Origin of the sequence: Streptomyces sp. NRRL F-5122, assembly GCF_001507435.1 — a bacterium.
Lineage (GTDB): Bacteria > Actinomycetota > Actinomycetes > Streptomycetales > Streptomycetaceae > Streptomyces > Streptomyces lannensis.
This window is the reverse complement of record NZ_LMWH01000240.1, coordinates 15,522-38,081: the sequence shown is the minus strand read 5'-3', so window position 1 is coordinate 38,081 and position 22,560 is coordinate 15,522. Positions and strand designations below refer to the sequence as shown.

General features: G+C 70.5%; 20 protein-coding genes and 3 pseudogenes. 9 read left to right on the top strand and 14 right to left on the bottom strand.

Annotated elements, in window-relative coordinates:
* Positions 1-47: 47 nt before the first annotated feature.
* The 4 genes and pseudogenes from nrfD to ADL25_RS26085 form a co-directional block, all read right to left on the bottom strand.
* Positions 48-983: an NrfD/PsrC family molybdoenzyme membrane anchor subunit gene (nrfD, locus tag ADL25_RS26095; protein ID WP_234381041.1), complete on the bottom strand. Its 936-nt coding sequence runs from the start codon at positions 981-983 to the stop codon at positions 48-50.
* A gap of 23 nt (positions 984-1,006) precedes the next feature.
* Positions 1,007-1,201 (bottom strand): annotated as a pseudogene (locus ADL25_RS49860) (4Fe-4S ferredoxin); the annotation flags it as partial.
* 1 nt (position 1,202) lies between these two features.
* Positions 1,203-1,490 (bottom strand): annotated as a pseudogene (locus tag ADL25_RS46495) (hypothetical protein); the annotation flags it as partial.
* A gap of 242 nt (positions 1,491-1,732) precedes the next feature.
* Positions 1,733-2,077, bottom strand: a complete 345-nt coding sequence (locus ADL25_RS26085; protein WP_059130264.1) for a helix-turn-helix transcriptional regulator — start codon at positions 2,075-2,077, stop codon at positions 1,733-1,735.
* 183 nt (positions 2,078-2,260) lie between these two features.
* Between ADL25_RS26085 and ADL25_RS26080 the strand changes: the two genes are divergently transcribed.
* Both ADL25_RS26080 and ADL25_RS26075 read left to right on the top strand, forming a co-directional pair.
* The gene (locus ADL25_RS26080) at positions 2,261-2,599 is read left to right on the top strand and encodes an STAS domain-containing protein (RefSeq protein WP_059130263.1); all 339 of its coding nucleotides are present in this window, start codon (positions 2,261-2,263) and stop codon (positions 2,597-2,599) included.
* 134 nt (positions 2,600-2,733) lie between these two features.
* Positions 2,734-3,294, top strand: coding sequence for a hemerythrin domain-containing protein (locus ADL25_RS26075; protein ID WP_059130262.1), 561 nt, complete (start codon positions 2,734-2,736; stop codon positions 3,292-3,294).
* 131 nt (positions 3,295-3,425) lie between these two features.
* Here ADL25_RS26075 and ADL25_RS26070 read toward each other — a convergent pair whose 3' ends face one another.
* A complete protein-coding gene (locus ADL25_RS26070) occupies positions 3,426-4,112 on the bottom strand; it encodes a hypothetical protein (RefSeq protein ID WP_059130261.1) in 687 nt (228 codons plus the stop codon).
* Between the two features lie 391 nt (positions 4,113-4,503).
* Here ADL25_RS26070 and ADL25_RS48295 point away from each other — a divergent pair.
* Positions 4,504-4,736, top strand: a pseudogene (locus tag ADL25_RS48295) (hypothetical protein); the annotation flags it as partial.
* A gap of 307 nt (positions 4,737-5,043) precedes the next feature.
* Positions 5,044-6,864 carry a thiamine pyrophosphate-requiring protein gene (locus ADL25_RS26060; RefSeq protein ID WP_059130259.1) on the top strand — a complete coding sequence of 607 codons (1,821 nt, stop codon included), beginning with the start codon at positions 5,044-5,046 and terminating at the stop codon, positions 6,862-6,864.
* A gap of 124 nt (positions 6,865-6,988) precedes the next feature.
* Here the strand turns inward: ADL25_RS26060 and ADL25_RS26055 are convergent, their stop codons facing one another.
* The 9 genes from ADL25_RS26055 to ADL25_RS26015 all read right to left on the bottom strand — a co-directional run bounded on the left by ADL25_RS26055 (position 6,989) and on the right by ADL25_RS26015 (position 15,502).
* Positions 6,989-8,137, bottom strand: a complete 1,149-nt coding sequence (locus ADL25_RS26055; protein WP_059130258.1) for a glutathione-independent formaldehyde dehydrogenase — start codon at positions 8,135-8,137, stop codon at positions 6,989-6,991.
* Positions 8,138-8,456: 319 nt separating this feature from the next.
* Positions 8,457-8,942: a hypothetical protein gene (locus ADL25_RS26050; RefSeq protein WP_059130336.1), complete on the bottom strand. Its 486-nt coding sequence runs from the start codon at positions 8,940-8,942 to the stop codon at positions 8,457-8,459.
* Complete coding sequence (locus ADL25_RS26045) at positions 8,929-9,294, bottom strand: hypothetical protein (protein ID WP_234381040.1); 366 nt, start codon at positions 9,292-9,294, stop codon at positions 8,929-8,931. Before ADL25_RS26045 ends, ADL25_RS26050 begins: the two co-directional genes overlap by 14 nt.
* 109 nt (positions 9,295-9,403) lie before the next feature.
* Complete coding sequence (locus tag ADL25_RS26040) at positions 9,404-10,264, bottom strand: STM4011 family radical SAM protein (protein ID WP_059130257.1); 861 nt, start codon at positions 10,262-10,264, stop codon at positions 9,404-9,406.
* A 10-nt stretch (positions 10,265-10,274) separates the two neighbouring features.
* Positions 10,275-11,633 (bottom strand): STM4012 family radical SAM protein, encoded by a 1,359-nt coding sequence (locus ADL25_RS26035; RefSeq protein ID WP_059130256.1) that lies wholly within the window; start codon positions 11,631-11,633, stop codon positions 10,275-10,277.
* Complete coding sequence (locus ADL25_RS26030) at positions 11,630-12,436, bottom strand: STM4013/SEN3800 family hydrolase (protein ID WP_059130255.1); 807 nt, start codon at positions 12,434-12,436, stop codon at positions 11,630-11,632. The genes ADL25_RS26035 and ADL25_RS26030 overlap by 4 nt, the downstream gene beginning before the upstream one ends.
* Position 12,437: 1 nt before the next feature.
* A complete protein-coding gene (locus tag ADL25_RS26025) occupies positions 12,438-13,595 on the bottom strand; it encodes an STM4014 family protein (RefSeq protein ID WP_059130254.1) in 1,158 nt (385 codons plus the stop codon).
* The gene (locus tag ADL25_RS26020) at positions 13,576-14,541 is read right to left on the bottom strand and encodes an STM4015 family protein (RefSeq protein ID WP_059130253.1); all 966 of its coding nucleotides are present in this window, start codon (positions 14,539-14,541) and stop codon (positions 13,576-13,578) included. The genes ADL25_RS26025 and ADL25_RS26020 overlap by 20 nt, the downstream gene beginning before the upstream one ends.
* Before the next feature lie 7 nt (positions 14,542-14,548).
* Entirely contained in the window at positions 14,549-15,502 is a 954-nt protein-coding gene (locus ADL25_RS26015) for an STM4015 family protein (RefSeq protein ID WP_059130252.1), read from the bottom strand.
* A 469-nt stretch (positions 15,503-15,971) separates the two neighbouring features.
* Here ADL25_RS26015 and ADL25_RS26010 point away from each other — a divergent pair, with 469 nt between their 5' ends.
* The 5 genes from ADL25_RS26010 to ADL25_RS25990 all read left to right on the top strand — a co-directional run bounded on the left by ADL25_RS26010 (position 15,972) and on the right by ADL25_RS25990 (position 22,560).
* The gene (locus tag ADL25_RS26010) at positions 15,972-16,298 is read left to right on the top strand and encodes a hypothetical protein (protein ID WP_059130251.1); all 327 of its coding nucleotides are present in this window, start codon (positions 15,972-15,974) and stop codon (positions 16,296-16,298) included.
* 56 nt (positions 16,299-16,354) lie between these two features.
* Entirely contained in the window at positions 16,355-17,362 is a 1,008-nt protein-coding gene (locus ADL25_RS26005) for a DUF6745 domain-containing protein (RefSeq protein ID WP_059130335.1), read from the top strand.
* Between the two features lie 468 nt (positions 17,363-17,830).
* On the top strand, positions 17,831-18,421 hold the full coding sequence (locus tag ADL25_RS26000; RefSeq protein WP_059130250.1) for a flavodoxin family protein: 591 nt from the start codon (positions 17,831-17,833) through the stop codon (positions 18,419-18,421).
* Positions 18,422-18,808: 387 nt separating this feature from the next.
* The gene (locus ADL25_RS25995; protein WP_059130249.1) at positions 18,809-20,920 is read left to right on the top strand and encodes a glycoside hydrolase family 27 protein; all 2,112 of its coding nucleotides are present in this window, start codon (positions 18,809-18,811) and stop codon (positions 20,918-20,920) included.
* A 347-nt stretch (positions 20,921-21,267) separates the two neighbouring features.
* Complete coding sequence (locus ADL25_RS25990; protein ID WP_059130248.1) at positions 21,268-22,560, top strand: ABC transporter substrate-binding protein; 1,293 nt, start codon at positions 21,268-21,270, stop codon at positions 22,558-22,560.

Sequence of the window (22,560 nt, the reverse complement as noted above, 5' to 3'; positions counted from 1 at the left end):
TGGAACGTGCCGTCGCACCGCCGCCGCACGTGACCGCTCGCGCCTTGCTACGTCCCCTCTCGCTGGGGCACCATCGTGTACTTCGGGTCCTCGGCCGAGGCGACGCCCGCGGCGAAGACACCGAAACGCGTGCACACGGACCCCGCCAGCAGCGCCAGACCGGATGCGACCGCGGCGGGCCGGCGATGGCCGAGGCAGGCGGCTGCGAGGCCGCCCGCGAGGGTGAGGACCCGGGACGCCCGCAGAAGTGTCCCCGCGCGGCCCTCCCGGTATGTTTCGGCGACCGTTCCGAGGCGGTGTTCCGCCGCCTCGGTGACCGCCGTCTCGGCGAGGGCGGCCAGCCCGGCGGCACAGCGGGCAGGTGCGTTCTCCCGGACAGGTCCGGCCACGAGGGCCATGCCGGCGGCTGCGGCCGTCGCGGAGGCGGCGAAGAGGTAGGGCAGTTCGCGGTGCGCGCCGTGCCAGGCGGGTACCGCCGTGTCCGCGGCGAGGACCCCGGTGTAGGCGGCCACGGCCGGGCCGAGCAGGGCTGCCGCCGCGGTCGCGGCCGCCCCCGTCCGGGGTAGCCGCCCTGTCACCGCGCTGACGGCGGCTGCCCCCGCCGCCGGACCGTAGGCGCTCAGCAGCCAGGAGCCGACACTCATGGGAGAGGTGGGTTTGAAGACCCTCAGCATGTTCGCGAAGCGCTCGGGGCGGCCCAGGTCGTGGATCAGTGCGGCGGCGGAGAGGGAGACCGCGGTGAGCGAGGAGACCTTCATCGCGGTCGCTGTACGGCCGCGGCCGGTGAGGTGTGCTCCCGCCGCGACCACGGAGCCCGCGCCCGCGAGACCCCCGAGGAAGAAGTACCCGGCGATGTCGCGTGCGGCCCAGGAGGGCGCCTTGATGACGAGGCGCCCGCAGTAGGAGTCGAACTCCGCCCTGGGCACCATCAGTTGTTCGCCCGTGCGGGCCCGCCGGCGCCCCGCGCCCCGGGTGCCGGTCATCGCCGCCCCGTTCCCGACAGCGCGAACGAGAGCGCGAGACCGCCCAGTAGGGAGAGCGCGGCGGCGCCCGCGTGTTTCCACATCGTCGGCAGGTCACGCGTGGTGACGACGGGGTCCGGGGGCGGCCCGTAGACCTCGGGCCGGTCGAGCAGCAGGAAGAACGCGCCGTCGCCCCCCACTCCGTTGTCTGGATCGTGTCCGTACAGCCGGGCCTCGGTGGGTGAGCTGGAGGGTCGCCGAGCCCTTGGGGCACAGCCGCCCGCGGCTGACGGGCGAAGCGGGATCACCCTCGATCTGAACGACCTTGTTGTCCTTGACGTACACCTGCTGCCCGCAGCCGACCGCGCAGTACGGGCTGATCGACTGCGTCACATGGTCGGCGGTGTCGGTCCGTGGACGCAACCGCTCCGTGTGCCGGGACTTGGCGGCGCTGCCCCGGCCCAGGCGATCCTCCCCCTTCAACTGCCGGTAGACGGGCCTTTCCCGGAAACGGTCGGACAGACCCATGAGCGCTCCCTAGACGGATCGGACCGGGGACCCGTCGGCTTCGGCCGGCCTGCACGGGCGCGTTCGCCCGTCCGTCGTGGCCCGCACCTGCTGACGGGTGCCCCCGTGCCTGGGTACCGGGAACGTGCTCGGCGAAACCCGACGCTTGGGGGCCGCCGCTCCCGGCGCTCCCGCGTCCGGCCCTGCTCAGCGGCGTGGGCGGGAGAGGCGCCGTCGTCCGCCCGCACTCGAGGGTGCCGACGTCACTGCTCGTGACGCGCCTGTACGGCCGGCTGCGAGGCGCGGGTGGTCTCGTCCTGGACGAGCAGGGAGAGAAGGGAGGCCACGGTGAGGCCCGCCTCGGCCGGATGCCGAAGCACCTTGCCCGGCTCGATGCGGTACGTGTTGGTCCGCCCGTCACGGGTGTGGGACAGATAACCGTCCTGCTCGAGGTCGGAGATGATCCGCTGGACAGCGCGCTCGGTGAGCCGGCAGTACGCGGCGATGTCACGGATGCGGACGTTCGGATCGTCGGCGATGGCCGCCAGCACGCGGGCGTGATTGGTGAGGAACGTCCATCCGGTGTGAGACGCGGGCACTTCATCCATGTCTCAATCCTATGGTCCGAGGCTCTTGGCGTGGGACAGACAGGCGACATATATTTCACGTATCCAATGGCGTGTTCTCACGGAAAGTCCCCATGGGGAGGACGGACGGTGCCCTTTGCACAGGCCGCGACGCCGGAGCCGGCCCACGGGGTGAAGTCGTCGACACAACGCGAGGGATGAGCCATGGCGCTCCCGAGCCCGCTGAATCTCATCACCGTCAACAGTCGTCGCAGTGGCGACCGGATGGTCGTGGTGCTGCGCGGCGCGATCGACTACGAGTCCGAAGACGTGCTCAGGCGCTCCCTGGTCGGGGCCCTCGGCCGTTCCCTCCGGGGGATCGACCTCGATCTGCGGGAGGTCACCTTCTGGGACTGTTCCAGTCTCAACGTCCTGCTCGCGGTGCGCCGGACGGCCTTGCAGGAGGGCAAGACCGTGACCATTCGGGCGGCCAGCCCGGTGGTGGAACGCGTGTGTGAGCTGACGGAGACACTGCCGCTTTTCGCCGCCTCCGCCGAGCGATGAGTGCGCTGCCCGGTGCGGCCATGGTGCTGACCGAGGCAGCCGCCCAGGGACGCGGCCGATGGGGGCATGCCTGACTGCCACGGGACGGGGAACCCCACGCACGACGACCGAACCCGATCCGAAAGAGGTGTGCGATGGGACACGGTGGCAATGTCATCGACGAACTCACCACGGACCACCGCGAAGTCGAGGAGTTCTTCGAGCGTCTGCGCGCGCTGCCGGCAGGCCACAAGGACCGCAGGACCGTCGTGGACGAACTCACCATCGAGCTCGTGCGGCACTCCGTCGCCGAGGAGATGTATCTCTACCCGGCGGTGCGGGAGTACCTGCCGGGCGGCGACGCCCTGGCCGACAAGGAGATCCACGATCACGCCGAGGTGGAACGCATCCTGAAGGACCTGGAGCACCGTGACGTCGACGACCCCGTGTTCGAGGACCTCGCCCAGAAGCTGATCATGGAGGTCACCGCGCATGTGTCGGAGGAGGAGCAACAGCTCTTCCCCAGCCTCGCGCAGGTCTGCACACCGGAGGAGCTCGACAGGCTCGGTGACCGGATCCGACGTGCCAAGAAGGTCGCGCCGACACGCCCGCACCCCGGTGCCCCGGACACTCCGCCCGGTAACAAGCTCCTGGCACCGGGCGCAGGTCTGGTCGATCGCGTGCGTGACTTTGTGACCGGCCGCGGAAAGGCATGAACGCCTGCCCCGGGGCCACCGCTCGCACAGAGCGGCGGTCCCGGGACGCGCGGTGAGGCGGGCCTGTAAGCCGTCGGCCGGGGCCCGCGACTGCGGGGCGCAGGGAGAGACCGCTGTGAAGGCGGGGCCGCTCATACCGCCCGGGCCGCCGCGCGCACCTCGTCGGCGAAGGCCTTGTCGAGGGCCGTGCGCACAAGGCCGTCCACCAGCCTCGGCAGCTCGCGTTCGTCGACGAGACCGCCCAGTTTCCCGGGCGTCGTGGGCAGCCCCAGCCGCCGGGCGCCGTCACGGGCCTTGTCGTCGATGTACGGCGCGAACTCGGGCCAGACGCTCTGTACGTCCCGCAGGAAGATGTCGGCACCGGTGGGCCCGATCCCGGGCACGTCCAACAGTGCCGCCCTCGGGTCGGGCTCCTCGCGCAGCCTGCGCAGATCGCCGCCGTAGCGTTCGAGCACCAGCTCGGCCCCTTCGCCGAGCATCGTCGAGGTGCGCTCGTCGTAGCGCCGGTAGCCGCCCTCACCGAGCGCGTCGACGCGTTGCTGCCAGGTCGCGTCCGCCATCGACCGCGGACTTCGGAACCCGGCGTCGAACAGCGCCCGGGCCGCCGCCACGGCCGTGCCGGCCCTGATACGGGCGCTGAGGAGTGTCGCGAGGACGAGCATCTGGTACAGCGGGGCCGGAGTGTTGCGCAGCCGGATGCCGGCCTCCGCGGCGTAGGTGTGCCGCCGGCGTTCGAGGAGGGCTCGAACCGTGGCCTTGTCCGTCGCCTCGCCGGTCCTCCCGGACCGAGCCGTTTTCCTGCCGGTCTTCGTGGTCATGGGCGGTCACCGATTCAACGTTTGCCGAATCAACGCCTTGCGGTTCCTCCGCCGGACGCCGTCGTCGGGTCCGATCCGGGTACCCGCACGAGCCGCCTTCGACGCGGCCGCTTGCCGTCGGCGGCCCCGGGAACCCGTGCGCGGCCCGGGCCCATGCAGTCGTCCGCGAGATTCGTGCGCCGGGTGGCCGGGCCGCTCACCGCAGCGGGACAGGTCCTCCGGTCGCCGGAGCCGTGCGATCGGCGTTGCCGAGCGCCCATAGGTCATCATGAATACGGAAAAGACGCCTTGCGCCCGGAAAGGGCGGGTACTCGACGATCCGACCGTCGGGGTGCCGCTCGTACGGCCGGATGCCCTGCATGTCCTGGAACCAACGAAGGCGGTTTCCCCGATGACTCGTGCCTCCTCATCCGGGGCCTCCACGGTGGCTGCCGCCGGTCTGGAGGCGGCGCTGCGTGAGGCGGTGGATGCCGAGATCCGATTCGGCGCGGGCAGCAGGGGCCCTGTGCCACGGACGGTTCCGACCACCGGCAGGTGCCGATCGGCGTGGTCGTCCCGCGCAGCGTGGAGCCGGGTGCCCACGCGGTCCGGGTGTGCGCCCCCTTCGGCGCCCCGGTCCTGTCGCTGGACGCCGACGTCCTGGACGAGGGCTGTTGCGGTCCGGTCGGCGACTTCGGTCTCCATGACCGTCGCACGGCACGCCGGGCCCTGCATCTGGCCGAGGTGCTTGCGCTCGGCATCGGGGGGAACCTGCCCGGCCAGGACCCCGAGCGTCCGGCCGAGTGCCCCTCCCTCGCGGCCTGGTGCGCGACCACCGCGGGCGCCGCCCTCACGGCCGCGGTGGCAACGGCCGCCGGTCACAGAGCCCTCCGCGCACTGCGCCGTCAGTGACCGTGTCCCTTCACAGCAACCTCCGGAAAGGTCTTCGAACATGTCGATGAAGGTCTCCGACCACGTCCTGGAGCGACTGCGTGACTGGGGGGTGGAGCATGTCTTCGCCTATCCCGGCGATGGCATCAACGGCCTGCTCGCGGCCTGGGGCCGGGCCGACGACAAACCCCGGTTCATCCAGGCCCGGCACGAGGAGATGGCCGCCTTCGAGGCCGTCGGCTACGCCAAGTTCTCCGGCAGGGTCGGCGTCTGCGCCGCCACCTCCGGGCCCGGCGCCATCCACCTGCTCAACGGTCTGTACGACGCCAAGCTCGACCACGTCCCGGTCGTGGCGATCGTGGGGCAGACCAACCGCAGCGCCATGGGCGGCTCCTATCAGCAGGAGGTCGACCTGCTGAGCCTGTACAAGGACGTCGCCTCCGACTTCTGCGAGATGGTCACCGTCCCCGAGCAACTGCCCAACGTGCTGGACCGGGCGATGCGCACGGCCATGGCACGACGCTCGGTCACCGCCGTCATCATCCCCGCCGATGTGCAGGAGCTCGACTACTCGCCGCCCGAGCACGCGTTCAAGATGGTGCCGTCGAGCCTCGGCATGCCGCACTACGCGCCGGTGCCGTCCGACGAGGACGTCACACGGGCCGCCGACGTACTCAACGCGGGCGACAAGGTCGCGATCCTCATCGGTCAGGGCGCCCGCGGGGCACGGCAGGAGGTCATGGCCGTCGCCGACCGGCTCGGTGCGGGCGTCGCCAAGGCGCTGCTGGGCAAGGACGCCCTGGACGACGACCTGCCGTATGTCACCGGCTCCATCGGGCTGCTGGGCACCCGGCCGTCGTACGAGATGATGCAGGGCTGCGACACGCTCCTGGTCATCGGCTCGTCGTTCCCCTACACCCAGTTCCTACCGGAGTTCGGGCAGGCCCGGGCCGTGCAGATCGACATCGATCCGCACATGATCGGCCTGCGCTACCCGTTCGAGGTGAACCTCGTCGGCGACGCCCGCGAGACGCTCGACCGGCTGCTGCCGCTGCTGGACACCGCCAAGGACCAGGGCTGGCGCAGGAAGATCGAGAAGAACACGGCCCGTTGGTGGGAGGTCATGGAGCGGCGTGCCGCCGTCGCCGCCTACCCGATCAACCCCGAGTACGTCGCCCACGCCCTCAACGACCTGCTGCCCGACAACGTCGTCCTCGCCTCGGACTCCGGCTCCGCCGCCAACTGGTACGCCCGTCACCTGAAGCTGCGCGGCGCCATGCGCGGCTCGCTGTCCGGCACGCTCGCCACCATGGGTCCTGGAGTGCCGTACGTCATCGGTGCCAAGTTCGCGCACGGCGACCGTCCGGCGATCGCCCTGGTGGGCGACGGTGCGATGCAGATGAACGGCATGGCCGAGCTGATCACCGTCGCGAAGTACTACCGCGAGTGGGAGGACCCGCGCCTGATCGTCGCCATCCTCAACAACCACGACCTCAACCAGGTCACCTGGGAGATGCGCGCCATGGAGGGCGCCCCGCAGTTCCTGCCCTCCCAGTCGATCCCCGATGTCGCCTACGCCGACTTCGCCCGTCTCATCGGCCTGGAGGGGCTGCGGGTAGAGAAGCCGGTCGATGTGCGCGGTGCCTGGGAGACCGCACTCGCCACCGACCGGCCCTGTGTGCTCGACTTCGTCACCGACCCGGCCGTGCCCCCCATCCCGCCGCACGCCACCCTCGACCAGATCGAGGCGGCCGCGGCCTCCGTCATCAAGGGCGACAGCGATCGCGCGGCCATGGTCCGCCAGGGCTTCAAGGCCAAGGTCCAGGAGTTCCTGCCCGGTCACCGCCACCGCAACGAACGGCCCTCGCGGACCGAGCGGTGAGCGACACTCCGGTCGTGGAGCGGGTGGACAGCGCCGTGTTCACCCTGTCCACGGATATTGCCCGGGCGGACGGCGCGCCAAGGGTGAAACGGATGGGCGTCCGCGGGCGTTCGCGGGTGTCCGGTCAGGCGCCTTCGGGGTGGAGGATGACCTTCGTCCAGCCGTCGTCCCGGGCGTCGAAGTGCCGGTAGCCTTCGGGCGCCCGGTCGAGGGGCAGTTCATGGGAGACGATCCAGGACGGCTTCGCCTTGCCCTGCTCGATCAGCCCGCACAGCTGTCGGTTGTAGTCCTTGACGTTGGCCTGTCCATTGCCGATGCTCTGGCCCTTGAACCAGAACCTGCCGTAGTCGAAGGCGACTTCGCCCTCCTTGTACAGCGGGTCGGGGCTCTTCGGGTCCTGTGCGACGAAGACTCCGACCACACCGATCGTGCCGGTGAACTTCACCGAGTCGACCAGGCGATTGAGCGTGAGGTTGGGGTGCTCGTTGCCCTGGGTGTCGTGTGCCTGGTAGCCCACGCACTCACAGCCCCGGTCCGCGCCGAGCCCCTTGGTCTCCTCCAGGACCCGGTCGACGGGTGAGCCCTTGGAGTCGTCGATGGCGATGGCGCCGATCTGCTCCGCGAGCGCGAGACGGTCCGGATGGCGGTCGACCACCATCACCTTCGCCGCGCTCTTCAGCGTCGCGGACAGGGCGGCCATCAGCCCTACCGGACCGGCACCGTAGATGATGACGGTGTCGCCCGGTTCCACCCGGGCCAGCTGGGTGGCGTGCCAGCCCGTGGGGAATATGTCGGAGAGCATCGTGTAGTCGCTCTGCCGCTCGGCGGCGTCCTCGGGCAGGACCAGGCAGTTGTGGTCGCCGTAGGGCACCCGCAGGAACTCGGCCTGTCCCCCGCTGTAGGGACCCATGCCCGCGAATCCGTACGCCGCCCCTGCCATCGTGGGATCGTCCGGAGTGGTCAGACAGAACCCGGTCAGCCCGTGCTCGCAGTTGCGGCAGAAACCACAGGAGATGTTGAACGGCAGACTGACCATGTCGCCGACCCTGACCCTGTCCACGCCGTCGCCGACCTCGATGACCTCGCCCATGTTCTCGTGGCCGAGGATGCGGCCGGACTCCAGGTCGGTACGGCCTTCGTACATATGCAGATCGGAACCGCAGATATTGGTCGTGGTGATCCTCACCAGGACATCGGTGGGTCGCTCGATCCTGGCATCGGGCATGTCCCTCACCACGACCTCGCGCGGACCTTCGTACACCAGAGCCTTCATCGGGATTCCCTCCGTCCGAGCGGTACGCACTGTGTCCCGGCCGGCCGGACAACCCGTGCAAGCTGTGCTGCCGCCATCGGGCCCGGCCTCCGGAGCGAGTAGCCCACTCGGGGGCAAAAATGCACGAAACCTGAAAAAAGGGGAGGTGAGGTTCCCGAGGGTGGACGTTGCGGGCGGCCGACCGTCGCGTGAGGGGACGATCAAGCTTGTGACCTGGGCGAATGCGGGATCGGCGGGGGCAGGATGCCCGCACCGCGCCGCGCACTTCCCGGTCGGCCACCGTCGTCGAGACCCGCATCCGAAGGCGAACCGATGGTGATCAACGGTTCGGGAAGGAGGCCAGAGCAAGGTCCCACCGGTCCGCCGCGTCGAGCAGTGCAGCCGTATCGACGCGCACCTTCACGAAGTACTGGTAGATGTCGGTCCGGTTGTCACCCTGCTGCCATGGCGGTGCCGCCTCCAAAGACAGGTGAACGCGGATCACCACCCCGTCCTCGCGTCGGTCGGCGAGACTGAAGGCCAGGACCGGCTCGATGAACCACGTGTCGGGGGACAACCACTCGTCTTCGGCGGCAGGTTCGCTCACCGCCACCGTCCCCGCAGCCACACCGCGCAGCCAGGCGGCCACCTCGCGGGCTTCACCCGTGAGCAGACATGGATCGGTGAAGGACCAACTGCCCTCGGGAGTCGTGACCGCGCCGGTGATGACCAGCCAGTTGTCGTCGTGCACGTCGCCGCGGACCACGGGGAACTCATAGCGCAACGGGCCGAGCTCGACACTCGTCGCGTGATCACTCAGGAGCACCGCCACAGGATGGCACGGGCCTTCCCTGCCCCGCACGGCGTTTGTTGTGCGAACTGTCGACTCCCGCCCGTCCCTGGAAAGCGGTGAGAATGAGTCGTCCGTGGTCCCCTGCTGGGACGACGTTGACCAGCAGCGTGGTCTCCTCGTCGAAACCCAGGGTGAAGACCGGGTCGAGTTTCATCAGGAAATCGAAACTCTCCCGGTCCTCCGCGGACAGTGGAGGCTCGAGGATCGCCTCACACGTCCAGTCATCGCCGGTGACGTGGATCGCGACTCGCACACCGAACCGGGCCAAGCACGTCGAGCGGTTGGCCCACCACTCAAGGGTCGCGGAGCCCTCGTAGCTGTCCATCGCCCGAGTATCACGGACAGGTTGACGGCTCGGCGTCGGCGTTGACGCCGAACAGGCCGGCTCGTGCCATGGGCGAGGAACAGGAGGTGGTGGCGGATCGGCCGAGCCGTCAGACGCGGACCGGCGGGAGCGCGGCGGGGATCCGCTCCAGGACCCCGCCTGCGAACACGTCGTACAGAGGCAGCGTCTCCAAGTGGACGTACCCGATGTGGCAGTCGCAGGCGGCCAACGGGCAGGCGCGTGGACGCAGTGCTCGGCGGTATGAGCCGTCGTACAGGTTGCCCAACTCCGACCGGACGAAATGGCAGCGCCGCACCGTGCCCTCTCCGTCCACCGATATGACGGACTCTCCCGTACGGCAGGGCAGACCGCCGCTGCGGTGCGGGTGGCGGCTGTACGGGAAGAGCGGGTCGAGGTCGGTCCATCGGTCGGCCTCGGCATCGGTGTAGGTGTGGCCTTCGGCGGCGTTGATCCACAGATAGACGTGCGGGGGGAGGTCGGCGCGCAGGCGGCGCGCGTGCTCCAGGTGCTCGGGGAGGCCCACGACGCCGACGCTGTGCCGGACGCCGCGGGAGGCGAGATCATGGCACTTGGCCAGGAAGCGGTCGTACGGCGTCTGCCCGGGGTGGAAGGTGCACCACAGGGCGATGGTGTCCAAGTCGGCCTCGTCCAGCCAGTTCGTGCGGCAGCTGAGGTTGGTCTGGATCGCCACCCGGTTCACATGCGGCAATCGGCTCAGTTCCACGAGGGTGCGCCGGTACCAGGAACGCACCAGGCCCTCACCCCAGGGCGTGAACAGCAGGGAGAGCCGGTCCTCGCGCTGCGCGCCGGCCCAATCGGCGAAACGCTCCAGTGCGGCGCGGTCCGCAGTCAGTTGGGCGCGGCTGTCCCGCCGCTTGGCGAAGGGGCAGTAGGGGCAGTCGTAGTCGCACGACGCCAGCGGGCCGCGGTAGAGGATCGTCAGGTCCATGCGGGCTCCGTCACTTCGGTTCGTACGCGGTCATGCGCTCCCGCACGGCGGCGGAGAACAATTCGGGTCCCAGCGCATCGGAGTGGGCCAGGCCCTCGGGAGACAGGCGCAGCAGCGCCGGACCGGTGGAGTCGTCCAGCCAGCCCCGGTCGTGGAACCGGTCCAGTTCGTGGGGGAAATCGTCCTCGGGCGCAGTGCCGAATCGGGTCCGGTAGCCGGCGAGGGGCATGCCCTCGGCCTGGAGCAGTGACTGCAGCAGATGACGGCGTCGGGCCTCGTCCGCGTTCATCTCCCAGCCGTAGTCGGCACGGCGGAAGCCGTCGGTGGCGCGGGCGGTGTAGTCGTCGATGATCGCGCGTATGCGATGCATGTCCACCGCGTAGTCGAAGGAGTAGTGCAGCTTCGTGGTGTACGAGCGGGCGCCGCAGCCGAGGCCGACCATGCCGTCGGTCTGGCACGCGTAGTCCTCCCCGCCGGTCGACGGGGCGTTCGCACGGCGGAACATGCGCATCGAGACCTGCTCATAGCCCCGCGCGAGCAGGTGGTCGCGGCCGTGTCGGTACAGCCGCAGTCGCAGTTCGTCCCAGTCGGCCTCCTCGGTGGGCCGGCCGTGATGCCGGCCAAGACCGGTGAGCGGGCGGACGTAGAGGGGATACAGATACAGCTCCTCGGGCTGCCAGGCGAGAGCGGCGTCGAGGGAACGGCTCCAGGACTTCTCGGTCTGCCCCTCGATGCCGTAGATCAGGTCGATGTTCAGGACGGGGATTCCGGCGTCGCGGACCCGGGCGAGCGCCGCCTCGACGTCCGCCCGGCGCTGGGGACGCACGGCCGCCCGGGCCTCGGAGTCGACGAAGCTCTGCACCCCGAGGCTCAGCCGTGTGGTGCCGCGGGAGGCCAGCACGGACAGGCGGTCCGCCGTCGCGGTCGCGGGCGAGGCCTCCACGGACAACGGGACGGCCCGCAGGTCGGCGCCCAGGCCGTGCTCGGCCAGATCGCACAGGCGCTCGAGTTCCGCGGCCTCCAGGAAGGTCGGAGTGCCACCCCCGAAGGCCGCATTCGCGAACCGCGCATCGTCGCCCAGCGCCTCACGCACCGCGACCGCCTGACGCTCCAGCGCGTCCAGGTAGGCCGTTGTCAGACCGTCCGGTGCCCCGATCCGGGTGAAGAGATTGCAGAAGCCGCACCGTACCTCGCAGAACGGGATGTGGAAGTAGAGCGAGAGGGCGTTCTTCGGTTCATCGGCCCACAGTTCGCGCAGAAGGGCGCGCTCCCGGGGCAGGGGCCGGTACGCGGTCTTGTGCGGATAGGCGTAGACGTAGTGCTGGTACGGGCGGACGGCGGGCAGGGCCGCGGCTTCGGCGGTGGTCATGCGGCCTCATCGAGGAAGAAGTGGGCATAGGGAACGGTCCAGACGACGTCGTGGCCGACACGATGGCCGGTGTAGCCGTCCTCGCCGTAGGCGGTGCCGTGGTCGGAGCAGACGATCGCGAAGCACGGACGGCGGCTGCTCGCGGCGCCGAACAGCCGCCCGATGTGCCGGTCCACGTACTCGAGGGCGGCGGCGTGAGTGGCCCGGGTGTCGCCGGCCTCTCGGGTGGCGCCGGGCAGATGGAACCAGTTGGGCTGGTGCAGGGCGGCCACGTTCACGAAGAGCAACAGGCGCTGCTCCGGGGGGAGTTCGGCGACGACCTTCTCGGCGCGGGTCACCTGGGCCTCGAAGGAGGTGGGTGAGGCCACCCCGAACTCCGGCTCCCAGTGGCTCTCGTGGAACATTCCGGGCAGGACGGAGCCCAGCGGCCCTTGCTTGTTGAAGAAGCCCACCCCGCCGATGCACACGGTGCGGTAGCCGACGGCGGCCAGCCCCGAGACCAGGTCGGGAGTGTCGTAGACGAAGGTGCCGTCCGCCGTGGTCTCGCTGCCCGCGAAGCGGGCGGCGAAGAGCCGCGGGTGCGGTCCCGGCGTGGCCGGTGTCGGCAGGAATCCCGCGAACATGGCCTGGTGCGAGGCGTAGGTGAAGTTGCCGGGAGCGTGCCGGCGTTCCCAGCCGCCGCCGGGCAGATGGCGTGCCAGGTTCGGTATGCGGCCGGCCGCGGCCAGCTCCTCGGCCACGTCGTGGCGGAGTGTGTCCAGCGTGACCAGCAGCAGGTCGTGGCTGCCCACGATGTCGTTCATGTCAAGCGGTGGTGTCATGGTGGTGCTCCTTGCGTTCCGTACGTCGTACGGCGACCGGTGCCGCGGCGACCTGTGCCGCGTAGGTGTCCAGGCCCTCGGCGCCACTGCCGGGCAGGCCGGTCAGGCGGGGCAGCAGATCGCCGAAGGCGTTCACCTCTGCGACGGTGAACCGCCGCCACCCCCCGGCCGGCAGGATGTCCACACCGACGCACAGCGTGCCCGGGAAACACGCGGCTGCCCGTTCGGCCGTCTCCAGCACGTCGGCGAACCTGCCTCCCGCGGCCGTGATCGCCGCGCGTGCCGCGTCCAGGTCGCCGCGGGCGCCACCCAGATGGAGATTCGTCATGGGGTGCCGGCTGGTCCGTACGACGGCGTGTGTGGCACGCCCCGCGACGACCACCACCCGCAGATCGCAGGCCCGGCCGCCCTGCGAGGCCTTGGGCAGCCACCGTTCGACGTGGATGCCGTCCGGGACCAGGGCGTCAATGAGGGCGGCGACCTCGGGCTCCGAGGTGTGGTGCCGTACCCGGAGCGAGTTGTACAGGCGGCCGTCGGGCGTGGTCTCCACGGCGGTCGTCGCCTTGATCCGGCCGGGGCCTGCCGTCTCCAGCGCCACGATCCCGGAGGCCGACGAGCCGTGTGCCGGCTTGACGAACACCCGCGCCATGCGGGCCTGCTTCAGCCGGTCCTTGAGCTCGTCCCAGCCGCCGACCGCACCCGTCAGGGCCGGAGGCACCGGCACTCCCGCGGCGCTCAGCCGGGCGTGGCAGCGGCGCTTGTCGAACATGACCGCGACGTCCTCCGGGTCGGCGGAGGTCACCGCGCCCGCACGGTGCGCCGCACGGGCCACGTCCCGCAGTACGGCGGTGAAGCGGTGGTGCCACAGAGCCGTTCCCTCGACGCGCGCCGGGTCGTCGGTGGCCCGCAACAGCCGGTCTACCTCGGCGTTCTCGCCGGGGGAGTCGATCCGCACCCACTCGCCCGGCATGAAGGCGTACCGCCCGCGCAGCACGTCCCGCCATGCGAGGACACGGGGCGCCGCGTCTCCCGCGGCCCGGACGGCGTCGGCGAACATCGACGTCCGCCGGTTCTCGGGATTGCCGACGACGGCGAACCGGAGACCGGTGCGCGGCACCGGACTACTCGGAGACAGCGACATAGCGCCACTCCTCGTCCCGCCAGCGGTGCGGGGCGCACTGGTCCGACAGGTCGACCTCGGTGCCGGCGGAGCCGAAGGCGGTGCGCACCCGGTCGGCCACCGACTCGCCGAGGAAGTGGTGGTGCAGGTCCAGCCGCTTCAGATGGGACAACGGCTGACCCCGGAGCAGGGCTTCGGCACCCGCGTCGGTGAGGGTCCCCATGGACAGGCTCAGCGATTCCAGCTGTGCCACGACGGGCGCCGAGGCCACCGCCGCCGCGATCTCGTCCTGCAATTCGCTGTCCTGGAGGCCGAGATGGCGCAGCGCGGGGAAGCGTCCCCCGGCCAGGACCGGCGCGAGGTCGGCGACCGTCGCATCACCGCCGTACTGGGACACACCGAGCCACAGCTCGAGGTGCTCCAGCGCGGGCAGTTCGCTGGCGGCGACCGCGCGGACCACCTGCGCGGGCAGGCCGCCCGACTCGAAGCGCAGCACGCGCAGCGCTTCGTGGCGCACCGGGCGCAGCGACAGGGGCTCCTCGCCGAGCCCCTGCGAGTCGCCGCCGCGGACGGCCAGCTCCTCCAGCAGCGGGAAGGCCTCCAGCACGGGAGTGACATCGGTGAGCTGCAGCCAGGAGATCTCGCACTCCTCGCCGGTGACGTCGGCGAGGAACAGGGCCCGCAGCGCGGGGAATCGCGACGCGTCGGCGAGGATGAGCTCGAGCGCCGGGCGCAGTTCGCTGTACTCGTCGTACCACCAGGGTCCGATGACCAGAGCCCGTACCTCGGTGCTCGGCACCCGGTCCACGAAGCTTTGCCACAGGTCGTCGAACGACATGGACTCGGCCACGTAGCAGTCCAGTCGCCAGGCCACGTCGCCCCCTGCCGGAAGTGCCTCCTCGGGCCGCTCCGGAAGGGTGTGGACGGGCAGTCCGTGGAAGGTCTCGAAGTGATCGGCGAACGTCATCGTGTCCTCATTCCGCGACGGCGGTGAAACGGTGGACGACGCCGTCGTCCTCCCAGGAGTCGCCTACTTCGGACAGGTCGATCTCGACGCCGGACGGCTCCAGGGCCGCGCGGATCCGCTCGGCGACCGGTTCGGTGACGAAGTTGTGGTGGAGGTCGAGCCGGGTCAGGTGGGTGAGGGGCTGGCCGCCGAGGAGCGCCGTCACCCCCTCGTCGGTGAGCACGCCGAGGGACAGGTCGAGCGACGTCAGCTGGGCGACGACCGGGGACCCGGCGACGACGGCGGCGATCTCGTCCTGTATCTCGCTGTTGCGCAGGCCGAGATGGCGCAGCGCCGGGAAGCGTCCACCTGCCAGGATCGGAGCGAGGTCGGCGACCGTCGCATCGCCGCCGTACTCCTCCACGCCGAGCCACAGGTCGAGGCTCTCCAGGGCGGGGAACTCGCCGGCGGCGAGACCGCGTACGACCTCCCCAGGCAGGCCGCCGGCCTCGAACCGGAGCCTGCGCAGATGCTTGTGCCGGACGGCGGGGAAGCGCAGTCCGGAGCCGCCACGGACCCCGAACTCCTCCAGCAGCGGATAGGCCTCGAGGACCGGTGTGACGTCGGACTGCTCGATCCAGGAGATCTCCGCCTCCTCCATCTCCAGGTCCCCGATGAACACGGCCCGAAGAGCGGTCATCCGGTCCCGGGCATCCACGAGGCGCTGCACGATGATGCTGGAGTCGTTGTCGTACGCCTCGCCCCACTGACCCACGACGATCGCGCGGACGCCGGACGCGTCCACGGAGCCGAGGAATCGGTCCCAGAGGTCGGCGAAACCCTCCGAGGAGTCTCCGTAGGCGTCGACAGCGAGCCGCCAGGCCACATCGCCCGCGGCGGGCAGCTCGCAGTGGGTCCCGGGATCGGGGAAGTCGAAGGCCGGGAGGCCGTGCAGTTCCTGAAGATGCTCGACGGGGGACATGTCGCTGGCCTCCTGGGATGCGGACGCGGTGCGTTGCTCGCGAAGAGTTCTACCAAGCGGCACTGACACCGCCGGCAACGGGCCGTGCGGGGCCGGCGTGCGGGAGCCCGACGGGTCGTCGAGCCGGCCCGCGCCATCAACAGGAGCCGTCCGCGACCCGGTTCGACGGGGGCGGGACGGCCGCCCCGCGCGACTGGCGATGTCGTGGCACGAGGGCGCCGATCGTCCGGCGGCCGCCGCATCGCTCGAGCCCGGGGACAGCGACCGCGGTCGGTCGGTGTCGTGAGGGGACTCCGGCCGGGGCCGCCCGTGAGGGTCCGCGATGTGGTGGATGCGGCGGTGGTGCGGAAGCGCAGGTCGGACGCGGAGCCGCACTCCGGCCGATGCTGTTCGGGACCTCGTTGTCAGACCCCCCGCATAACGTCGTGGACATCGATCGGCGAGGCGCCGACGGGAAAGGGAGACACGCATGTACCGGCAGGGGGACGTCCTGATCATGCCCGTCCCGGAGGCGGCGCTGCCACCGGGCACGGAGGGGCTGCCGCAACAGCCGAGGGACGCGCGAGGGCGGCTCGTGCTCGCTCTCGGCGAAGTCACCGGACATGCCCACGCGGTGGTCGGGCCGGGGACGCTCATGCGTGAGACCGGGCCGTTCGCGGTCTCCTACCTCCATCTCCCGGACGGCGGACGGGTGGTGCACGAAGAGCACGCGGCCATACCGCTGCCCAAGGGCTGGTACCGCGTGGTCCGGCAGCGTGAGTACGTGCCCGGCGCGGTGCGCGTCGTGGCGGACTGAGACGGCGGGGGAGCGGAAGGGTGAGCACGCCGATGGAGACCGCACAGGCGGACACGATGGCGAAGTGGCGAGAGGTGGCGGCGGCGACCGGCCCCGCGGACCGGGGGGCCGCGGAGGAAGGACTGCGCCTGGCCTACCGGCTGGCGGGCCTGGAGGAGCCGGAGACCGTCGTCTGGGCGGGATCGCCCCGTGAAGGGGCCGCCCTGGCGGCACGCCTCACGGCGGAGGGTACGACCGGTCGCAGTGTGCGCGAGGCGGTGCGTACATGGCCGTGGGCCGCCGCTCGGAAGGGTGTCCTCGACCGGCTCGGGCCGGCCGGGTGGGCGGGACACTGGTCCTTGACGGGGGCTCAGCTGTGGGACGGCACGGTCATGTTGACCGAGCGCATACGGACCGGTGTGGTCGAGGCCCTGGCCGGTACGGCTGGGGACGAGCAGGCCGTCAGGCTGGTGCTGGTCGACGCGGTCCTCGGCCAGCACGACGCGGCGTGGCTCGCCGCCTTCGACGGCCAGGACGGGGGTGAGGCGCTCGACGGTGTCGCCGCGGTCGCCCGGGCCGCGGGTTGGTGGTGGCCGTACGAGAGGACCGTGATCGTCTGCGAACGCCCGGTGGAACTGCACCGGGACGAGGCGGGCAGGCTCGATCGCGGCGACGGACCGGCGCTCGCCTTCCCCGACGGATTTGCGCTGCACGCGTGGCGCGGCATGCCCGTCCCCGCCGAGTTCCTCGATGGGCTGGCCGGGCTGACCCCGCAGCGGATACGCGAGGAGGAGAACGCCGAACTGCGCCGCGTGATGCTGGAGCACTACGGCTACGACCGGTACCTGGAGGAGTCCGGGGCCGAGCCGGTCCAGCGGGACGAGACAGGTGTGCTGTGGCGCATCGAACTGGACGGGGACGAGCCGCTGGTGATGGTCGAGGTGGTCAACTCGACGCCCGAGCCCGACGGTACTCACCGCACGTACTGGCTTCGAGTACCGCCGCGTATGCGCACCGCCCGGGAAGGCGTCGCCTGGACCTTCGGCCTCGAGGAGGGCGAGTACATGCCGGAGAGGGAGACGTGAGACGGCTCCCTCGTGCCCGGGGCGGCAGGACGTCGCCCTGGCCGGGGTGGCGCCCCAGCCGGTGAGCCCGCCCGGGGTTGCGCCTGAACCGCGGAGCCTGCCAGGGGCGGCAACCTCAGCCGGTGAGCCCGTCCGCCTGCCCGGACCGGCGTCCCCGGCCGGTTCCGGCCGGTGGTGAACGCCTTCCCGTATCCCGGCGCGGTCCTGGAGCGGTGACTGACGGTCGAGTGACGGTCACCCCTCGCAGCAGAGCCTCGCCATCGGCCGAACGTGGTGCTCGCTCCCGACGTGGGGCCCGCCCCTGGTACGAAAGGTGCTCCTCCTCACACGCCTCCTCCGCTGTCACGGATGGGGAGGCTGTCCGGTCCTGGTTGGAGCAGGCCGATTCCGAGCCGTCCTGACGGACGAGCGTCGGCCTTCGGCTCCCGGAGGGAGTCGTCACCCCCCACTGCCAGGAGGAGAACCTTCATGACTACCCCTGTCGTCGCGATCGCCTATCACTCCGGCTACGGCCACACGACGGTGCTGGCCGAGGCCGTGCGTGACGGCGCCGCGGAGGCCGGAGCCGTCGTCCACCTGATCAAGGTCGACGAGATCACCGACGAGCAGTGGGGGCTGCTCGACGCGGCCGACGCGATCGTCTTCGGTTCGCCGACCTACATGGGTACGGCGTCCGGCGCCTTCCACCAGTTCGCCGAGACCACCTCCAAGCGATGGTTCGTCCACTCGTGGAAGAACAAGCTCGCCGCCGGCTTCAGCAACTCCGGAGCCAAGAGCGGTGACAAGTTGCACACACTCCAGTACTTCACCGTCCTGGCGGCCCAGCACGGCATGACATGGGTCAACCTCGGCCTGCACCCGGGCTGGAACAGCTCCACCGCCTCCGAGGACGATCTCAACCGCCTCGGCTTCTACCTGGGCGCGGGCGCCCAGACCCACACCGACCACGGTCCCGAGGACGTCCACAAGGCGGACATAGCCACCGCCGAGCACCTGGGCCGCCGCGTTGCCGAACAGACCCGCATCTACATGGCCGGACGTACCGCCGTCGGTGCTTGAGCGCAACCCCGACCCGGCGTGGGCTCCGGCCCGCACGCCGCTCGCGGACCGTGCGCAGTCCGGGCAACACGTCACCGCGTGAGGGGATGTGGCCCGGACAGTACCTGACGGGCGCCACAGTCGCCGTACGGCCATGAGGCAGGTCGTACGGCGGCTTCGGCGTACCCGCGCGGGGCAGGGCATCGCCATGGCCCGCGGGAACCCTCGACGGCGCAGCGGCTACGTCACTTCGAGATCCCGTTTTTAAGTTAATTAGCAATTAATATTGACAGGCTTGAGGGCTCTGGGCACAGTTTCCGCCGTGGCACCGGCGCCCGGGATGAACGGAGCGGGGTGTCTCGCACCCCCAACTCTCGGGAGACTTCAGTGGCTTCGCATCGTGCAGACATGGCGCGCGTGCGGCGAACCGCGGCGGTGCTCGGCGCAGCGGTACTGGTCGGGTCGGCCGTTCCTGCGGCGCACGCCGCGGACGACCAGGGCGCGCCGCAGTTCTACGACAGCGGCCTCGCCCCCACGCCGTACATGGGATGGAACACCTACTACGGGCTCGGCGCCCCGACGGAGGACCAGGTCAAGAAGGTCGCCGACTACCTCGTCAGCAGCGGGCTGCGCGACAGCGGCTACAACATCGTGTGGCTGGACGGCGGTTGGCAGGCCGACCAGCCTCGCGATCCGCAGACGGGCCGGCTCGTGGCCAACCCCACCCGCTTCCCCTCCGGCATACCCGCGCTGGTGGACTACCTCCACAAGCGCGGCCTGAAGGCCGGCATCTACACCGACGCGGGTGAGTACGACGGCGGCAAGTGGTGCGGCCTGGGCAGCCGCGGCCACTACGACGATGACGCCCGCCAGTTCGCCGGCTGGAAGGTCGACGCCATCAAGGTCGACTTCCTCTGCGGCATCGGCGCGGGGCTCGACCCGGGCCCGGCCTTCAAGCAGTTCAGCGACGCCGTCGCCAAGACCGGCCGTAAGATGCTGCTCAACCTGTGCAACCCGCTCACCGACGACTGGGGCATGCCGCACACCCCCGAGCAGGATGCGCACAACGCCTTCGTCTACGGGCCCACCACCGCCGACTCCTGGCGCACGGGCACCGACCTGGCCTGGGGCAACCCCACCGCGGGGGAGTGGCCGAACATCCTGCGCAGCATGGACGCCAACGCCTGGCACCCCGAAGCCCAGGGGCCCGGGCACTGGAACGACCCGGACTACCTCGTCCCGATGCGCAAGCTCGCCGAGGGCGGCTACGAGCTGACGGAGGAGGAGTCCACCACGCAGTTCGTGATGTGGGCCGAGATGGCGTCGCCGCTGGTCATCGGCAGTGACCCGCGCACCCTGCCGGAGTCCATGCTCGACACCCTGCGCAACCCCGAGATCCTTGCCGTCGACCAGGACCCGCTGGGCATCCAGGGTGCCCGTGTGGCCACCGACTCGGTCGGTGACGTCTACAGCAAGGTGCTCCAGGGCGCGGGCAAGCGGGCGGTCGTCCTGCTCAACCGGTCCGACCAGGCGCAGGACCGCACGGTGAACTTCGCCGACGCCGGTCTGGCGGGCAAGGTCTCCGTTCGTGACCTGCGGGCCCGCATCTCCCGCGGCACGTTCTCCGGCTCGTACACGGTGCACGTCCCCGCGCACGGCACCGCCTTCCTCAAGCTGACCGGCACCGACGAGGCCCCCGGTGCGCAGCTGCCCGGCCGTTCCTCGGCGAGTCCGGCGCTGGTGCGCGACGGTGACACCCTGACCGCCTTCACCCGTGGCGCGGACGGGTCGCTGCGGGCGCAGACCGCGCGCGGCGGTGACTGGTCCAAGTCCCGTACCACCGAACTGGGCGGCCCGACGCACGACCGCTTCCTCGGCCAGCCCGCCGCGTACGCCTCGTCGGGCGGACGGATCGACGTCTTCGTACGCGGCACCGACGATGCCGCCTACCGGCGCGTGTTCACGAACGGGCACTGGGGTCGCTGGCAGAGCCTGGGCGGCAGGCTGACGGACGCGCCGACCGCCGCGTTCGCCGGTCCTGACGACTGGACGCTCTTCGCCCGCGGTGCGGACGGCAAACTGTGGTCGCGCGGCCCGGCCTCCGGCTGGACCTCGCAGGGCGCCCCGCAGGACAAGGCGTTCTACGGCCGTCCCTCGGGCGTCGTGGACGACGCCGGCCGGCTGCACGTGGCCGTCCGCACCCCGGACGACTCCGTATGGACGCGGACCCGCGACGCCGCCGGCACCTGGTCGGAATGGACGGCTCTCGGCGGCACGACCAGCGGCAGCCCGACGCTCGTGGTCTCCGGGGACACGCTGCACCTGTACGCCCGTGCCGGTGACTACACGCTCTGGCAGCGCAGCTGGACGGCGTCCGGCGACTGGGCCGGCTGGAGCAAGGTCGACCAGTTCGTCAGCGGTGCCTTCGACGGCGCGCTCGGTGCCGTGGCCGGGTCGGACGGCGGCGTGCTGGCCGCCTTCCGTGGAGTGGACGGGCGCGTCCACCAGACCAAGCTCTGAGCTCGGCGCCCAACCGCTCCACCCTGTTCCACCCGCGTCAACCCGTTCCACCCTGTTCCACCCTGTTCCACCTGCGTCGACCCGCTCCACCTGCGTCGACCCGCCTACCGCAAGACCGCATCACCGCAAGACCGCATCACCGTACGACCGCTCGACCCGGCATCGCCCGGCAGTGACAGGTGTGCCTCGGGGTCTTCTCCGGCCCTGGGGGCACACTCTCCGAAAATAAATTAGTAATTAATCTTGACGGCCCCCTGACCACTGCGCCAGGCTGTGCCTGCCGCGCCCGGAGCCGGGCCGTCAGGGGGCCTCAAGCTCCGTTCCGTGGGCACCAAGGGAGTGCACAGATGACCGCCTTCAACGCCACCCGCCGCAGATTCCTCATAGGAACGGGCGCAGTCGGCGCCGGCGCGCTGCTCAGCAGCTGCGTCACCCAGAGCCCGTCCGCCTCCAGAGGAAAGTCCGGCGGCCCCGTGACCCTGCAGTCGAACCTCTCCTCGCCGCAGGCCAAGACCGCGATGGAGCAGATCGTCGCCGCCTTCGGCAAGCGCGGCGACACCAAGGCGCAGCTCAACACCGTCGCGTCGGAGACCTTCCGCACGCAGCTGCCGACCTACCTCACGTCGGCCAACCCGCCGGACGCCTACACCTGGTACCCCGGTTCCGTCGCCGAGTCGTACGCGAAGAAGGACCTGCTCCTCGAGCTCGACGACATCTGGACGAAGCCCGAGCTCGCCGGCTACTCCGACGCGCTCAAGAAGCTGTGCACCTCGGCCTCCAGCGGCAAGAAGGTCTTCGTGCCCACCAGCTACTACTGGTGGGGCATGTTCTACCGCAAGTCCAACTTCGCGAAGTGGGGCGTGCAGGAGCCCAAGACCTGGGACGAGTTCCTCGACCTGTGCGACAAGCTCAAGAGCAAGGGCGTCGCCCCGATCGGCCTCGGCGCGGGCGGCGACACCCCGTGGGTCGCCTCCGCATGGTTCGACTACCTCAACATTCGCGTCAACGGTGCCACGTACCACCGCGAACTCCTCGCCGGGAAGCACCGGTTCGACGACCCCGAGGTCCGCAAGGTCTTCGACAAGTGGGACGAGGCCCGCCCCTACTTCGACCCCAACGGCACGGCGATCCCCTTCCAGGACGCCACCACCGCCCTCCTCCAGGGTCGTACAGGCATGATGCTCATCGGTACCTTCTTCGCCGACGCCGCACCCAAGGACGCACTGGGCGACCTGGACTTCTTCCAGTTCCCCATCATCGACCCCAAGGTGCCGGTCGCCGAGGAGGCGCCCACCGACGGCTACTTCGCCAGCGCCCGCACCAAGCGCGCCGACGGCGTCAAGGAGTTGCTGCGCTACCTGGCCACCGCCGAGTCGCAGGAGCTGTACATCAAGAGCTCCTCGGGCACCGTGCTGCCCACCCACCCCGACGCCAAGGACGCCGGCACCCCGCTCGTCGCCAAGGGCCGCAAGCTCGTCGAGAGCGCCGCCGAGATCACCCAGTTCTTCAACCGCGACTCCAGCGACGCCCTCCAGCCGACCGCCGACACGGCGCTGGTGCACTACCTGGCCAAGCCCAAGGAGATCGGCTCGATCCTCACCACGTGGCAGCGCAGCGCACAGAAGATCTGGAGCCAGTGA

Excerpts from the sequence above, each read along its gene's own strand:
- ADL25_RS26055 (WP_059130258.1), bottom strand. The coding sequence starts at position 8,137 with ATGAAGGCTCTGGTGTACGAAGGTCCGCGCGAGGTCGTGGTGAGGGAC.
- ADL25_RS26040 (WP_059130257.1), bottom strand. The coding sequence starts at position 10,264 with ATGGACCTGACGATCCTCTACCGCGGCCCGCTGGCGTCGTGCGACTAC.
- ADL25_RS26020 (WP_059130253.1), bottom strand. The coding sequence starts at position 14,541 with ATGACGTTCGCCGATCACTTCGAGACCTTCCACGGACTGCCCGTCCAC.
- ADL25_RS26005 (WP_059130335.1), top strand. The coding sequence starts at position 16,355 with ATGGCGAAGTGGCGAGAGGTGGCGGCGGCGACCGGCCCCGCGGACCGG.
- ADL25_RS26015 (WP_059130252.1), bottom strand. The coding sequence starts at position 15,502 with ATGTCCCCCGTCGAGCATCTTCAGGAACTGCACGGCCTCCCGGCCTTC.
- ADL25_RS26030 (WP_059130255.1), bottom strand. The coding sequence starts at position 12,436 with ATGAACGACATCGTGGGCAGCCACGACCTGCTGCTGGTCACGCTGGAC.
- ADL25_RS26075 (WP_059130262.1), top strand. The coding sequence starts at position 2,734 with ATGGGACACGGTGGCAATGTCATCGACGAACTCACCACGGACCACCGC.
- ADL25_RS26000 (WP_059130250.1), top strand. The coding sequence starts at position 17,831 with ATGACTACCCCTGTCGTCGCGATCGCCTATCACTCCGGCTACGGCCAC.
- ADL25_RS26085 (WP_059130264.1), bottom strand. The coding sequence starts at position 2,077 with ATGGATGAAGTGCCCGCGTCTCACACCGGATGGACGTTCCTCACCAAT.
- nrfD (WP_234381041.1), bottom strand. The coding sequence starts at position 983 with ATGACCGGCACCCGGGGCGCGGGGCGCCGGCGGGCCCGCACGGGCGAA.
- ADL25_RS26045 (WP_234381040.1), bottom strand. The coding sequence starts at position 9,294 with ATGGACAGCTACGAGGGCTCCGCGACCCTTGAGTGGTGGGCCAACCGC.
- ADL25_RS26070 (WP_059130261.1), bottom strand. The coding sequence starts at position 4,112 with ATGACCACGAAGACCGGCAGGAAAACGGCTCGGTCCGGGAGGACCGGC.
- ADL25_RS25995 (WP_059130249.1), top strand. The coding sequence starts at position 18,809 with ATGGCGCGCGTGCGGCGAACCGCGGCGGTGCTCGGCGCAGCGGTACTG.
- ADL25_RS26025 (WP_059130254.1), bottom strand. The coding sequence starts at position 13,595 with ATGTCGCTGTCTCCGAGTAGTCCGGTGCCGCGCACCGGTCTCCGGTTC.
- ADL25_RS26010 (WP_059130251.1), top strand. The coding sequence starts at position 15,972 with ATGTACCGGCAGGGGGACGTCCTGATCATGCCCGTCCCGGAGGCGGCG.
- ADL25_RS26060 (WP_059130259.1), top strand. The coding sequence starts at position 5,044 with ATGTCGATGAAGGTCTCCGACCACGTCCTGGAGCGACTGCGTGACTGG.
- ADL25_RS26035 (WP_059130256.1), bottom strand. The coding sequence starts at position 11,633 with ATGACCACCGCCGAAGCCGCGGCCCTGCCCGCCGTCCGCCCGTACCAG.
- ADL25_RS25990 (WP_059130248.1), top strand. The coding sequence starts at position 21,268 with ATGACCGCCTTCAACGCCACCCGCCGCAGATTCCTCATAGGAACGGGC.
- ADL25_RS26080 (WP_059130263.1), top strand. The coding sequence starts at position 2,261 with ATGGCGCTCCCGAGCCCGCTGAATCTCATCACCGTCAACAGTCGTCGC.